This window comes from Streptococcus equinus (genome assembly GCF_900101445.1).
Lineage (GTDB): Bacteria > Bacillota > Bacilli > Lactobacillales > Streptococcaceae > Streptococcus > Streptococcus equinus_B.
This window is the reverse complement of record NZ_FNKE01000002.1, coordinates 78,797-93,396: the sequence shown is the minus strand read 5'-3', so window position 1 is coordinate 93,396 and position 14,600 is coordinate 78,797. Positions and strand designations below refer to the sequence as shown.

At 38.4% G+C, this 14,600-nt stretch carries 13 protein-coding genes, 1 tRNA gene and 1 other RNA gene; 5 read left to right on the top strand and 10 right to left on the bottom strand.

All coding sequences use genetic code 11. The annotated features are described in order from the left end of the window. Window positions 1–43: 43 nt before the first annotated feature. The 4 genes from BLR83_RS08030 to BLR83_RS08015 all read right to left on the bottom strand — a co-directional run bounded on the left by BLR83_RS08030 (window position 44) and on the right by BLR83_RS08015 (window position 3,567). On the bottom strand, window positions 44–1,057 hold the full coding sequence (locus BLR83_RS08030; RefSeq protein ID WP_074561188.1) for a LacI family DNA-binding transcriptional regulator: 1,014 nt from the start codon (window positions 1,055–1,057) through the stop codon (window positions 44–46). 96 nt (window positions 1,058–1,153) lie between these two features. Beyond that, window positions 1,154–1,897, bottom strand: coding sequence for a 16S rRNA (uracil(1498)-N(3))-methyltransferase (locus tag BLR83_RS08025; protein WP_074561187.1), 744 nt, complete (start codon window positions 1,895–1,897; stop codon window positions 1,154–1,156). Continuing rightward, on the bottom strand, window positions 1,898–2,851 hold the full coding sequence (gene prmA / locus BLR83_RS08020; protein WP_074561186.1) for a 50S ribosomal protein L11 methyltransferase: 954 nt from the start codon (window positions 2,849–2,851) through the stop codon (window positions 1,898–1,900). A gap of 245 nt (window positions 2,852–3,096) precedes the next feature. Continuing rightward, window positions 3,097–3,567, bottom strand: a complete 471-nt coding sequence (locus BLR83_RS08015; protein WP_074561185.1) for a DUF3013 family protein — start codon at window positions 3,565–3,567, stop codon at window positions 3,097–3,099. A gap of 63 nt (window positions 3,568–3,630) precedes the next feature. Here BLR83_RS08015 and BLR83_RS08010 point away from each other — a divergent pair, with 63 nt between their 5' ends. The 4 genes from BLR83_RS08010 (at window position 3,631) to BLR83_RS07995 (ending at window position 5,758) form a co-directional block, all read left to right on the top strand. Continuing rightward, a complete protein-coding gene (locus tag BLR83_RS08010; protein WP_074561184.1) occupies window positions 3,631–4,125 on the top strand; it encodes a GNAT family N-acetyltransferase in 495 nt (164 codons plus the stop codon). Beyond that, the gene (locus BLR83_RS08005) at window positions 4,115–5,383 is read left to right on the top strand and encodes a replication-associated recombination protein A (protein WP_074561183.1); all 1,269 of its coding nucleotides are present in this window, start codon (window positions 4,115–4,117) and stop codon (window positions 5,381–5,383) included. Before BLR83_RS08010 ends, BLR83_RS08005 begins: the two co-directional genes overlap by 11 nt. 109 nt (window positions 5,384–5,492) lie before the next feature. Beyond that, window positions 5,493–5,683, top strand: a non-coding RNA gene (ssrS, locus tag BLR83_RS08000) — 6S RNA. 2 nt (window positions 5,684–5,685) lie between these two features. Beyond that, window positions 5,686–5,758, top strand: a tRNA-Lys gene (locus BLR83_RS07995). 102 nt (window positions 5,759–5,860) lie between these two features. Here BLR83_RS07995 and BLR83_RS07990 read toward each other — a convergent pair. Then, window positions 5,861–7,285, bottom strand: coding sequence for an isopeptide-forming domain-containing fimbrial protein (locus BLR83_RS07990; RefSeq protein ID WP_074561182.1), 1,425 nt, complete (start codon window positions 7,283–7,285; stop codon window positions 5,861–5,863). Window positions 7,286–7,910: 625 nt separating this feature from the next. Here BLR83_RS07990 and BLR83_RS07985 point away from each other — a divergent pair. After that, window positions 7,911–8,477 (top strand): NAD(P)H-dependent oxidoreductase, encoded by a 567-nt coding sequence (locus BLR83_RS07985; protein ID WP_074561181.1) that lies wholly within the window; start codon window positions 7,911–7,913, stop codon window positions 8,475–8,477. 32 nt (window positions 8,478–8,509) lie between these two features. Here the strand turns inward: BLR83_RS07985 and BLR83_RS07980 are convergent, their stop codons facing one another. The 5 genes from BLR83_RS07980 to fsa all read right to left on the bottom strand — a co-directional run bounded on the left by BLR83_RS07980 (window position 8,510) and on the right by fsa (window position 14,596). Beyond that, a complete protein-coding gene (locus BLR83_RS07980; RefSeq protein ID WP_074561180.1) occupies window positions 8,510–9,466 on the bottom strand; it encodes an alpha/beta hydrolase in 957 nt (318 codons plus the stop codon). A 39-nt stretch (window positions 9,467–9,505) separates the two neighbouring features. Then, on the bottom strand, window positions 9,506–10,537 hold the full coding sequence (locus BLR83_RS07975; protein ID WP_074561179.1) for an aldose epimerase family protein: 1,032 nt from the start codon (window positions 10,535–10,537) through the stop codon (window positions 9,506–9,508). A gap of 539 nt (window positions 10,538–11,076) precedes the next feature. Beyond that, window positions 11,077–12,417, bottom strand: coding sequence for an MATE family efflux transporter (locus BLR83_RS07970; protein ID WP_074561178.1), 1,341 nt, complete (start codon window positions 12,415–12,417; stop codon window positions 11,077–11,079). Between the two features lie 68 nt (window positions 12,418–12,485). Then, complete coding sequence (locus tag BLR83_RS07965) at window positions 12,486–13,925, bottom strand: alpha-N-arabinofuranosidase (RefSeq protein ID WP_074561177.1); 1,440 nt, start codon at window positions 13,923–13,925, stop codon at window positions 12,486–12,488. Between the two features lie 23 nt (window positions 13,926–13,948). Continuing rightward, the gene (fsa, locus tag BLR83_RS07960) at window positions 13,949–14,596 is read right to left on the bottom strand and encodes a fructose-6-phosphate aldolase (RefSeq protein WP_074561176.1); all 648 of its coding nucleotides are present in this window, start codon (window positions 14,594–14,596) and stop codon (window positions 13,949–13,951) included. Between the last annotated feature and the right edge of the window lie 4 nt (window positions 14,597–14,600).

Here is a 14,600-nt window from a genome sequence, read left to right as displayed (position 1 = left end):
TTCCCAATGAAAAAAAGCTTTCTTTACTCTTTTATTTTTTTAATTAAAATGCAATCGTTGATTCTCTTTCGATGATTTGATGAGGAATGATAACTTTCTGGCTTGCGCTTTTTCTAGATTTTTCCAAAAGTAATTGCGCAGCTTTCTCACCAAGCTGATAAGGAAAAATATCAACCGATGTCAAAGCTGGATTGGCAATTTCTGTAATCAAAGAATTGTTAAAGCTAATCACGGCATAAGACTTTTCTTGTTTGCTATTTTTAAACAAGCGTTGCAAACGAATAGCCATGATATCATCACAAGCAATAAAGGCTTGCGTTTTAGGATGCTCAGCTAAAAACTGCTGCAGCTTAAGAATATTCTCATCTTCTTTGACCCTTGAAAAATGAAGAGACAAACTGTCTTTTTGCTGTTCTTCTAAATATTCCTGATAGCCTTGATAACGCTCAGTCTGCACCAATTCGTTCATGTCAGTATAGGCAAAAACAAGATGTTCAAAACCTTTATTCACCATAAATTCGGCAACGTCTCGCCCCGCCTGATGGTTGTCATTATCCACAAATTGAACAGATTTTGAGGCGATTTTTTCATAAGAACTTCCGACAACTACACAAGAAACTTTCTTCTGCTTTCTCACAAAATCAAAAACTGGGTCATCTTTGTGCGAATACAAAAAGATAAATTTGCTAATATTGCCGCTACGAATCAGTGCCTGACAATTTTTGCGCAGTTCTTCTGGCGTGCGCCCACTTGCCAAGCTAACCATGTAATCATTCTCACTACAAACACTTGAAATACCTTGGATAATCTGCATGAAAAAGGGGTTATTACCAAGAGAATCTTGGCTCTCACGAACTGGTAGCACAATCCCAATGGTGTTAGTCGTGCGATTCACCAAATTTTGCGCAGAATAATTTGGTGAATAATCTAATTCTTGCATGGCACGACGAACGCGTTCCTTAGTTGCTTCACTAATCATGTCACTGTTATGCAAAGCTCTTGAGGCTGTCGACGTAGAGACGCCAGCAAGCTTTGCTACATCCTTTATCGTTGTCATTTTCTATCCTCATCTTGAAATCGTTATCTCTAGGATAAAAATTTTTTAAAGCGCTGTCAATTAAAAAATATAATAAGAGCGAGAAAAATCTCACTCTTATTTTAGTAATTCTAAAGCATAGCTGACACTTGATAAGGCATAAAGCGGCGCTGTCTCTGCACGCATGATACGCGGACCTAAGCCAATTTTCAGCCCACCTTTTTCCTCAAACGCTGTAATTTCTTCTGGTGAAATTCCACCTTCTGGACCGAAAATGAAAAGAATTTTCTCTCCTGCTTTAACTTGTGACAGTTCACGCGCTAAAACAGCTGTCTCGCCTTCTTTAGCAGATTCTTCATAAGCGATAAAAATCTTATCAAACTGTTCTAATTCTGCTAGAAAGGCAGCTTTTTTCTCAAAAAGAGTCACTTGCGGGATGCGATTACGTTTACTTTGCTCCGCAGCACCAAGAGCAATTTTTGCTAACTTGTCTGCTTTTTTAGCTAATTTCTTGCCATCCCATTTGACGACAGACCAATCCGCAGGAAAAGCCCAGAGATTTGCCATGCCAAGCTCAGTCCCTTTTTGAGCTAGAAATTCTAACTTATCTCCTTTTGGAAAACCAGCAGCAATCGTCACTTCAACTGGCATTTCAACATTGCTATCAAGTTCTTCAAGGATTTCAAAACGATGCTCAGCACTGTCGATAACCTTTGCCAAACGTTTGATATGGTCATCAAAAACTAGCACCACTTCTTCATCTTCAGTCAAGCGCATGACGTTGAACATGTGTTTAACCGTGTCTTTATCTGTGATTGTCACCACATCTTGAGCCTGTCCAGCTACAAAATATTGTTGCATTTATCCTCCAATTACACCTGAAATATCATCTGTTTTTTTGAAAACACAAGCATTCCATTCGCCTTGAACCATGTGTGTTTCAAGGAAGAATCCTGCGTCTTCAGCTGACTTACGAACCATTTCCCATTTATCAGAGATAATTCCTGACATGATAAGGTAGCCTTCATCTTTCACAAGACGATAAGCATCTTCGGTCATGTTAACCAAGATATCCGCAAGGATATTTGCCACAATAACGTCAGCTTGAATGTCTACACCTTGCAAAAGGTTACCAGTAGCCACGTGAATATTTTCAGTGTTATCATTAAGGTCAATGTTCTCTTGCGCCACGCGCACAGCTACTTCATCAAGGTCATAAGCGTAGATATCTTTTGCCCCAAGAAGTGAACTTGCAATTGAAAGCACACCTGAACCAGTTCCCACATCAATCACAGTTTCTCCACCACGAAGCACTTGTTCAAGCGCAAAAAGACTCATTTTTGTCGTTGGGTGAGTTCCTGTACCAAAAGCCATACCTGGGTCAAGACGAATCGTCTTTTCACCTGAACCAGCTTCATAATCTGTCCAACTTGGAACAATTGTCAAATCATGGCTAATACGTGTTGGCTCATAATATTTCTTCCAATTTTCAGCCCAATCTTGCTCAGCCAATTCTTGTGTCTCATAGTGAACCTCACCAGCATCCACACCAAAATGTGTCAATTCAGCCAAACGTTTAGACGCTTCTTTTTCAACTTCTTCAATGTCAATGTGTTCAGGGTAGTAAGCTGTAATTTTCACAGTTTCCACTTGTTTAATTTCTGGGAAAACTTCTCCGTATTTCCCAACATGACCAAGATAATCAGCACTATCATCGATAGCAACCCCTTGACTACCCAATTCAATCAAAATATTTGACGCAGCCTCTTCTGCATCACGCAAGACCTCAACAGTCAACTCTTGCCACTTGTCCATAATTCTGATACAAAGGACGACTAGAAAACGACTGAAAAATAGGAAGCTTGATGACGTGTCGACAGACACTAGTCAAGCTTATCTTTTTTCCGAGTTTTCCGTCCGTGTTCAAAGCTGAACACTTATCCTTACACTCCTTTTCTATTTTGTTTCGGGCGGGTTCAGTTAAAAACACTAACCGAACCTATTCCTTTCTATCTAATCTATTTCAGGCGGAGCTATTAACCCCAACTCACTAACTTTGCTTAATATCTCGGATAAGCAAAGAATTCTGTTTCTGTTAACTCTGCTTTGCCTTTTTCAAAGCTTTCAGCATCCCATTCAAGGGCAAAGTCAGTTGCATTTTCATCTGCTAAGAAATCCATCAAATCATCAAGACCTTTAGTTGCAACGTCGTTTAATGTTTCTGCAAAATACGCTAAAAATTCGCGTGAGAATCCTTTTTTCGCATCAAAAGGAACAGTCACCAAGTAGTCATCATGGTCAACTTTAGATTTTGCTTGGTTATAAAATAGCACGTAATCTTCAAAAACGATATCCTCGCTGCTAACCTCACCTTGGTCATCCACGGTTTCAACAGCAGCTTGGTTCTGCGCTTCCAAAATAAAAGTCACTTCCACCGCATGATTTTTCTTATTCCAATCGATGGCATAATCAAAGGTGAAGTGCTTATCCATTTCTTCTTCTAATACTGATAAAAAGCCAAATTTAGCCATTAAAAATTTCTTCCAATCTTCTTTTGTGTTACAATTATTTTATCATACTTAAGGGGAAATGACATGCAAATACGACCAATGAAGCTAGAAGACATTGAACAAGTCGTTGCCATGGAAAATAAAACTTGGGACAACTTCAATACACCTGCTAGCTTACCAGCCGCAAATAAACATAAAATCATTCAAGCCTTTCAGAATCATTCACATTATCTCGTTGCCGAAGAAAACGGGGTTATTTTGGGAGTTCTTGATTATCATGCCTACTATCCTTTCCCTAGCGCACGTCACGTGGTAAGTTTCATTGTCGCAGTCGACAAAGACACTCAAGGTCAAGGCATCGGACACTCACTCATCCGAGCTTTCTTTGCCATGGCCAAATCTGATAATTACAAAAAAGTTGTCATCCACGTGCTATCATCAAATAAAAACGCCTGTCGTTTCTACGAAAATATCGGCTTCACTCTGGAAGCTACCCTTAAAAATCAATTCTATCTAAACGGTACTTACGTCGATGACCTCATGTACAGTTATTACTTGGAGGAAATACATGCCAAATAATCTCGCTTTACGGATGCGCCCCAAAAACATCGATCAAGTTATCGGGCAAAAGCATCTGGTAGGCGAAGGAAAAATCATTCGCCGCATGGTCGAAGCCAACATGCTCTCGTCCATGATTCTCTACGGTCCTCCCGGCATCGGGAAGACCTCAATCGCTAGCGCTATTGCCGGAGCAACCAAGTACGCCTTTCGTACCTTCAATGCCACAACCGACAGTAAAAAGCGCCTGCAAGAAATCGCTGAAGAAGCCAAATTCTCTGGTGGTCTGGTTTTACTCCTCGATGAAATTCATCGTCTTGATAAAACCAAACAAGACTTCCTCTTACCCCTACTTGAAAATGGAAACATCATCATGATTGGGGCAACCACAGAAAATCCATTTTTCTCAGTGACACCTGCCATCCGCTCCCGCGTACAAATTTTTGAGCTAGAACCACTATCAACCGACGATATCAAACAAGCTCTTCAAACGGCTTTATCAGATAAGGAGCGCGGCTTTGAATTTGATGTTGATATTGATGCGGATGCTCTTGATTTCATCGCAACAGCTACCAACGGTGATTTGCGCTCTGCCTTTAACTCTCTAGATTTAGCGGTCATGTCAACCAAAGCTGATGACAAAGGCATTCGCCACATTAACCTTGACACCGTTGAAAATAGCTTGCAGCGCAGCTACATTACCATGGACAAAAACGGCGATGGACACTACGATGTGCTCTCAGCCCTTCAAAAATCCATCCGTGGTTCTGACGTTAATGCTAGCCTGCATTACGCAGCTCGCTTAATTGAAGCTGGGGATCTGCCAAGCCTTGCTAGAAGACTGACTGTCATCGCGTATGAAGATATCGGTCTTGCCAATCCCGATGCCCAGATTCATACCGTCACAGCCCTTGATGCCGCTCAAAAAATCGGTTTTCCTGAAGCCCGCATCTTGATTGCTAACGTCGTGATTGACCTAGCCTTATCACCAAAATCAAATTCAGCCTACACAGCTATCGACGAAGCTATCGCTGATTTGCATAAAAACGGCTCACTACCAATCCCACGTCATTTGCGTGATGGACACTATGCTGGTAGTAAAGAGCTTGGTAATGCTCAAGATTACAAATACCCTCACAACTATCCTGAAAAATGGGTGAAACAACAATACCTTCCAGATAAATTGGTCGGCAAAAATTATTTTGAACCCAACCAAACAGGCAAATACGAGCGTGCCCTCGGCGCCAATAAAGAACGCATCGATCATTTATCAAAATAATCACGGCCTACTTTCTGTAAGTTTTCTTGACGTTTTTCAAAAAACGCTTTCTAAAATTTCAGTTTATCCCTTGAAAAAATTTTTTAAAGTGGTATCATAATTACATAGGTTATTGCTGTGGCATACGAATTCACATCAATGTGTTGACCGACTAAATTTTTGTATTTCGGGAAACAGTAGTCTTTCTCCAGTATGCAAGCCGTCACACGCGGAAGCGACTAAGGAGAAGCGAGTTGCCCACCTGCTTTAAGATCGCGGGTTCAATACAAAGCGTGGATCACGGTGCCAATACAGCTTATTATCCTTCCTTAGCTCAGTTGGTAGAGCAGTGGACTCTTAATCCATGGGTCATAGGTTCGAGCCCTATAGGGAGGATTTTCCCACATCCCTGAAGCCTTGCTATTGCAAGGTTTTTTTGTTTGTAAAACAAAGGCACAACAAAACCCCACACTAGACTAGCGTGGGGATATTTTTATATTAATTTCTTTCCATACGTTTTTTCGTAATTAATAGAACAACTGCGACAAGGACAAGGATTGATCCTACAAGATAAAGGATTGTTGTTCCCATACCACCAGTTGATGGAAGAAGAGATCCTTTACGACTAATGATTTCAGCAGTCAATGACCCTTCATCAAGGTTTGACTCAAAGCTTGCGTCTTTTGATTCACCTGAAAGTTCTGTAGGGGTATCTAATTTTTTATCATAATTAGCAACAACCTTGAATTCAATTGGTTTAATAGTATTGTAGCCATCTGGTGTTTTTGTTTCCACAAGGGTGTATTTACCAGCATCAAGTCCTTTGAAGGCAAATTTTTCTGCTTCATCAACAGATATTTTTCCAACTTCTACTTTTTTATCAGTGTCGCCATCTTTGACGACTTTGTAAAGCGTAAATTCAGCACCTTTCAAGCTTTCTTTGTTTTTATCAACTTCTTCAAAGATTGCTTCGTAGGTGTAGACTTTGACAACTTTCTCAGGAGTTTTACCTGTACTTGCTCCGACACCAGTATTATTAGGGTTATTTGAGTAGATTAACTCAACGCTACCTGTGTTACCAGCTGAACCCAAAACAGCATTTTCATTAAGAGTTGCATTATATTCAATTACGATTTTTGATGATGACGTCAGCTTACTAAGCGATTTTAAATTATCAATTTTAAAGTTTAAGCCATCGAGTTTAAAGTATTTTGTAACATCTATTTGATTTTTTCCATTAACAAGATAAACCGTTGCATCACCATTGTAAGTCAATCCTGGTGACAATTTATCTGCTAACTCAAAATAGTAGTTCTCATAAGAGTCAAGGTTAGCTGGCAGAGTCGCTGTCAATTGAAAGGGAATTTTATCTTTCACATCATAGTCAGCATAATCTTGCCAGTCACTAACAGTACCAGTCGTGTCATTAGTTTCTTTAACTTTTTTTTCAACACTTGGAATTGATGTTTTTGGGGTTACCTTAACATCTTTGACGACTTCCAAGATGTAGTTCGTGTAAGCTTCGTTACTTCCAACTGTCTTATTTTGGACAAGGTAATAACCAGCCGCATGTCCAGTTAAACCTGCTGCATTTTGAAGGTATTGACCTGCTGCTTTAGCAAATTCTTCTGCATAGCCAGCATTTTCTTTATTGGCATCAAGTTTTTCAGCTACTTCTGCGGCAGAACTCACACCATACTTTGCTTGAAGAGCAGCTTGACCAGCTGGTGTAATCCCATCTCCCCATTTGATATTAGAAAGAGTTGTTTCATCTGATGACAAATCACCAGTGAAGATTTGGTAGGTTTCATAAGTTCCTGAACCACCGTTAGTAACCGTGATATCATAAGCTAAAGCTTTCCCACCAACAAAAATAAAAAGGGCTGCCATTAGGGTAGCAAGAATAAGTTTAATCTTTTTCATATTAGGTCCTTTTTCCCATTTAAAGAAGATAAAGTCACATTGAACTCAACACTTCTAAATCTTCTATCACTTTCACTTTTTTTCAAAAACTATAGGATACTATTATATCATAAAAATTTACTTTGATAGTTAAAACTTGCTCATGATTATCACACTTTTATCAAAGACTTCTTTAGTTTTTATTATTTTAGATACAAAAAAGCGCGCTGAACTAGCGCGCTTTGATAGTTATTGAAAAAAAGAAAAGTTTTAAAGGATTAATACTATTGTATCACATTTCTTTCTTCCAGCAACATAAGCTTTTAATATAAAGATTGTCACAGTGTCAATTCAAACCCATCACAGTTAAATTAACACAAAAAGAGAACCACTAAAAACGTATTATAGTATCACCATCTCAAAACAAAATGATTAGCCTATCTCAACAAAAATCGGCACTGTCCCCAGTGCCATTGGAGATGTAAACAATAATGTTTCGGATAAATTTATTTTATCATAATTAAAGCTTACCACATCAAAATTCCCCAAGAAATATCTTGTCAGCCTGACAAGAGACAGTTTCTACTCTCTTTTTTGAAGCTATTATGCTAGAATGTAGGTGAAAAAATTGTTCATGGAGGTTACAATGGATACACTCATTATTTACGCACACCCTTATGACAAAAGTTTCAATCACGCTATTTTAGAAAATGTCGAAGGGACTTTGATGCAAAGACAAGAAAAATTCAACCTCGTCGACTTATACAAAGACCATTTCAATCCAGCCTATACCAGCGAAGAACTGGCTTTATTTAAAGATGGGAAAACCACTGACCCGCTTGTCGAGCAGTACCAAAAATTTTTAACCTCTACTAATCATGTTATTTTCATCTTTCCTATTTGGTGGAATGACACACCAGCAATGATTAAAGGCTTTATCGACAAGGTTATGAAAAAAACATTTGCCTACGAGGTCGGAAAAACTGGTCTTATTGGGCATTTGACCCACATCGAAAAAGTCACAATCCTCACCACATCTACTTCACCAACTTGGTACTTAAGACTTTTTTGCGGCGATGCCATCAAGCGCGTTTTCATCAACGCTACCTTAAAACAGCTTGGCATTAAGCATATCACCTGGCAAAATATGGGAAATATCGATAAAAGCACCGCACAAGATCGCCAAGATTTTTTAAATAATCTCAACCTTTAAAGCAAATCAGCACCCGTTGGGGGTGCTGATTTTTAATTTAATATCCGTTTTAGCCACAAAATAAAGAGTTCTTTCCATTGTTTAAGTATCGTTTCGTCATTGAAACCATGACCACCTTGTGGAAAAAGATGTAACTCAACAGGAATTTCCTTTTCTTTAGCTATACTTGTCAGAGTCAAAAGATGTACCGGATCAACAATTGTATCATCCATGGCTGCACACAAAAATAGTGGCACATCTCCCTTCTGGACTTGGCTAAAGATGTCATATTCTTTGGTAAAATGCTCTCTTTTTTCAGGATTATCGTAAGTATCTCGACCAGCTAAAATAGCAATAATCTTATCATTAACTAGAGAAATCGCTGGATATACGCCTGCAAGCCCTACTACTTTAGCATCGACCTTATCGACCTCATCTAATGAATAATCAGGCATAAGATTTCGATTTCTTAACCAATAATAGGTCTCAACAGCCAAATTACCACCAGCAGAAAAGCCAATCAAAACAATCTTTTCTGGGTCAATACCATAATCGCTCGCATGATACCGCACATAACGTATAGCTCGTTGACAATCTAAAAACATCAGCGGAGCATGATAAGGATAAGTCCGATACCAGAGGATAAAGGCCGATATACCTGCGCGATTTAAAGCCTCAGCTGTTGCTTTTTCGTCTTCCATAACTTTTGTCAGATAAGCACCACCAGGACAGATTATCACACAACTATCACTTCCTTCAACAATATAGGGGATTAAAAACGGTTCATCTTCATAGGTCATTTTAGCAGGACCGTGTTCAATTTCTTGGTGATACACCATAGTATCGTTACCCGATAAATCACCAAGTTCTGAACTTGTTTTATCCCAAATACCAGGGTACTTTTCAATTATTTCTTGTTGAGAATACTCTTTGTGAATATCCAAAATATCAGTCTTACACTTTTTTGAATTTCCAGGAATTTTATCTCCCCAGATGTATAACTTTTCCACAGCTTTTCCACCTTTCAAAAAATCGATGGGGACTAGAAATTATCCTCTGTAATATTCAAAAGCAATGGTGTAAGTCTTTTCTTCGTTAGCTTGCAAGACAATATCACCAAAGCCGGCATGATTAATCGCATCAGGCAAGAATTGACCTTCAAGTGCCACTGCTTCAAATTCTTTAGCCATTTTACCCTTATCACGCGCTGGGTAAATGCCATCAGGAATACCAACCATACTGTAGACAACCCAAGCATTACGGTCTGAATAAAGTTTAACAGCATCGCCGCTTTCTTCATCTTTTAACTCACCACAAGGAGCATCAAGTGAAGCTGGGACTAAAAAGGCATCGTCAAATCCGCCTGTCGCCTTAATGGCATCTCCAAGATTTCGACCAGCTCTAAAATCATAAGCTGTTTCAGAAACGTCAATGAGTTTTCCTGTTGGAATGAGGTCATCACGTGTTTCTAAATAATGGTCCGCTGCCAAAGTAAAGGTATGGTGTGTCAAATCTTGTCTTTCCCCAAGATTAAAGTACACATGATTCGTTGGATTAAATAGCGTTTCTTGACCGCCATTTTTACCAGTGTATTGAATCGTAAAGCGATTGTTGTTATCTAGTGTAAAGCGCACTGTGATAAGCATATCACCTGGGAAACCATCCACACTTTCTTTAGCATTATAAGTCATGACAATGCTAGTTTGATTGCGTTCTAAATCAACACAAGCTTGCCAAATTTGCTTATGAAAGCCTTGAGGACCACCGTGAAGAGTGTTGCCATTTTCATTTTGCGGAAGCTGCATAAGCTTTCCATCAAGTGTAAACTGACCATGATTAATACGCCCAGCAACACGACCGATAGATTGTCCAGCACACAAAGTATTTTTGCCATATTCAGCAGGATCATCAAAACCAATAATGATATTTTTGTGTCCACCTTTTCCATCTGGCACCAAAAATTCTTGCCAAGTTGCTCCCAAAGTCAACAAACCAACTTGCACATCATTATCATTGACAATCGTGTATTTTTCAATATTTTTCCCATTAATTGTTGCTACAATTTCTTGTACTACTTTCATTTTTCTCCCTCTTTCTTAGGTCTTGTCTTTATTTTACTCCTCATAAAATTTTTTGTAAACGTTTTCCGTAAGTTTTTACCAAGGTTTTACTAAAACACATTTACTAAAAAAGAGAGAACCCTATCAGTTCTCCCTTATTATTAATGTTTAGAACCATTAATCATTTCATACCGTTAATAGCAATTGATAATTCTTGTCTAAAGGAGATTATGTTAGACAATATTGCAATTCTAAGTTTTTAGGTATAAGGTATATGTCATTTTTGTTATTAAACTACTAGGTGAGTCTCAATTGCCATTAACCAATAGAAAAGATACTTTTTCTAAACACAACGCAGATTAATACAATGGGTGTTTAAAAGGAGTCCTAACTTTTTTCGTTAAAAATTAAAGAAAAACATAATGTCTACACCCATCAAAAAACATTTTTAATAACTTTTTTGATAAACCACTCCTTTCAAAATTATTCCTTTATCATCTAAAATTTATTAGTAAGATACCCCAACGTATCTCAGCCCACCCACGCTTTGACAACTGAGCTTATTTTTTGTCTACAACATCAATTAAACGTTTTTTGTAAATAATTGCTGCTGGGATTAAAATTGCCACACTACCACACCAAGCTGCGGGATTAGCAAAAACAACTCCTGTATAACCAACTGTTAAAAGTCCGACAATCGATACCACAACACGCATGATTAATTCCATAACTCCTGCGAGTGTTGGCGCGAAACTTCGCCCTAATCCTTGAATGAAACCTCGTACGATAAAAAGAATTGCCAAAATCCAGTAACACAATCCATTAATCACATAAGCAATTTTTGCCAATTGATAAACATCTTCAGATGGATGATTGATAAAAAGTCCAGAGAAGAAACGGTTAAATGTTATAAGAAAAATAGCAAAAGTAATTGCCCAAATAACAACAATGGCCAGCGTTTGTCGAAGTCCTTCTATCAAACGTTTAAACTTGTGGGCTCCATAATTTTGAGCTGTAAATGTTGATATGGCTTGTGCAAGGTTCATCATTGGAAGCATGGCTAACTGATCTGTTTTTGCTGTAATGCTTTGAGCAGCAATTGCAACTGTTCCCAAATTATTCAATACAATTTGGAGTGTTAACGAACCAATGGCAATGATACTATTTTGGAAAGCCATCGGAAATCCTAACCTAGCATGAAGTTTCAAATCCGCAGCGTTCAATTTGTAGTCACTTCTTTTCAGATGGAAGTATGGCACCTTTTTCCGAATGTAAACAAGTAAAAAGATAACTGAAAAAAATTGCGCTTCTACCGTTGCAACACCTGCTCCAAAAACTCCCATATGCAAAGTTAAGATGTAAAGGAAATCTAACCCAATATTCATTAAACATGCTAAAACCAAAGCAACCAAAGGTGTAGTTGAGTTCCCAACTGCTCGTAATACATTTGATAAATAGTTAAATAGTACTGTAAATACTGAACCACCGAAGATAGATATTAGAAAGCGCTCACAAAATTTTATTAGGCTATCTGGTGTTTGCATAAGTTGCAGTAATTGTCTTAAAAAGAGTAAAGCGAGAATACTCAATAGTAAGCTAACCACTATCGTATAAAACAAGCCATGAACATAACTACGCTTCAAGCCACTATAATCTTTAGCACCAAAACGCTGGGCAACAATAATGGAAAATCCACCTGTCAGCCCTTGGGCAAATCCAATGATTAAAAAAGTCAAACTTCCTGTTGCCCCAATACTTGCAAATGCTGTTTGACCCAATGTGTGTCCAACAATCATCGCATCAGCGAAATTATAAGCTAGTTGGAAAAAGCTCCCTATAATTAAAGGAATAGTAAATAAGATAATAACCTTTATCGGTTTTCCTTGTGTTAAATCCTGCATGTAACACCTCTTAAAAAGAGACTAACCTATTTCAAAATAGATTTTTTCCCGTGTTACCAGATAATTTCCTATTCTGGAATACGAATTGTTGCTACTGACATTGGAGGCATTGTGATTGATAATTGACCATCAGCCACACTTACTCCATCAAAATCTTTAATAACAATATTTTCCGGATGTTCAAAGTCATTATGTTCATCCATTTTATCTGCTGAAATATAACGAGCTTCGGCGATTGTATCACCAAATTCACCAGCAACATCAAGTGTTTGTGTATCACTTAATGAATAATTGCAAAGAGAAATTGAAATCATACCATCTTTCTTAGAAACTGTGTAAGAAAGTGTATCAGATTCATCTCCATATGATGCTACTACTTCAGCATCTTGGTGCACTTTGTACAAATCAAAGACATGATAACTTGGTGTTTTCACCATTTTATCGCCTTCAGTCAAAAGCATTGCTTGCAAAACATTAACTGTTTGTGCAATATTTGCCATATGAACACGGTCAGCATGTTTGTGGAAAATGTTCAATGTAAGAGCAGCAACCATGGCATCACGAATTGTATTTTGTTGGTAAAGAAATCCTGGATTTGTACCTGGTTCGACAGCAAGCCATGACCCCCATTCATCAACAATCAAACCAACACGTTTTTCAGGGTCGTATTTGTCCATGATAGTGCTGTGTTTTGTGATGAGTTCATCCATTTTCTTAGCACTTTTAAGAAGTGACCACCATTGTGATTCTTCAAAACCAAGTGCTGGTCCTTTGTCTTCCCAAGCACCAGTAAGTGCATAATGGTGTAAGCTAATGCCGTCCATAAATGGCGCAGCAATAGACATCACACGATCCATCCAATTGTAGTCATCAATATTGGGACCACAAGCAATTTTATAGATTTTATCTTTACCATATTGGCGAACAAATGTTTGGTAACGACGATAAACATCTGCGTAGTAATCTGGACGCATGTTCCCACCACAACCCCAGCTTTCGTTACCAACACCGAAGAATGCCACTTTCCAAGGGTCGTCATGACCATTTTCACGACGAAGATTTGCCATTGGAGATTCACCGTCCATAGTCATGTATTCAATCCATTCTTGCATTTCTTGGACTGTACCGCTACCAACGTTACCATTGATGTAAGCTTCACAGCCAAGTTGGCGAAGCAATTCAAAATATTCGTGTGTCCCAAAGTGATTATTTTCAGTTACGCCACCCCAGTTAGTGTTAACAATTTTTTTACGATTTTCTTTTGGACCAATACCGTCTTTCCAGTGATATTCATCCGCAAAACAACCACCTGGCCAACGAAGAACTGGGATTTTAATGTTTTTTAGAGCTTCGACGACATCGGTACGCATACCATTGATATTTGGAATTGATGAATCTTCACCGACATAAATTCCTTCATAAATACAACGTCCTAAGTGTTCTGCAAAATGCCCATAAATGTATTTTGAAATTTTAGGTCCTTTTTCTTTTGTTAAGGTAATTTTCATTTTTTCTCCTTATCACACTAAGTTTATTTACCTTGGAATGCTTTCCAATCTGCCATGAATTGTTTCAAACCATTATCAGTTAGTGGGTGTTGTGCCATTTTGTCAAACAAGGGTGCTGGGATAGTCGCAATGTGTGCACCGCATTTCGCAACACCTTCAACTTGTGCTCGATTACGAATGCTCGCTGCAATGATTTCTGTATCAAAATCATAAAAATCAATGATGTCTCGCAAATCCGAAATCAATTCATAAGCATCTGTTCCAATATCTTCAAGGCGTCCAACAAATGGGCTAATATATGTCGCACCAGCTTTGATTGCCATGAGCCCTTGAGACACTGTAAAAATCAGCGTCACATTAGTTTTAATATGTTCTTTAGAAAGGACATTAACAGCTTTCAAACCTTCCATAGTCATTGGAATTTTGACAACAATGTTATCAGCCCATTTTGCAATATCACGCGCCTCAGCAATCATTTCTTCGGCTGTTGTGCCAGTGACTTCTGCCGAAACAGGACCATCGACAATCTGACAAATTTCTTTGATAACTGTTTCAAAATCACGTCCTTCACGTGAAATGATTGTTGGATTTGTTGTCACACCATCTACAATTCCTAATTCATTTACAGCTGTGATTGCTGCCACATCTGCTGTGTCTAAAAAGAATTTCACTTTT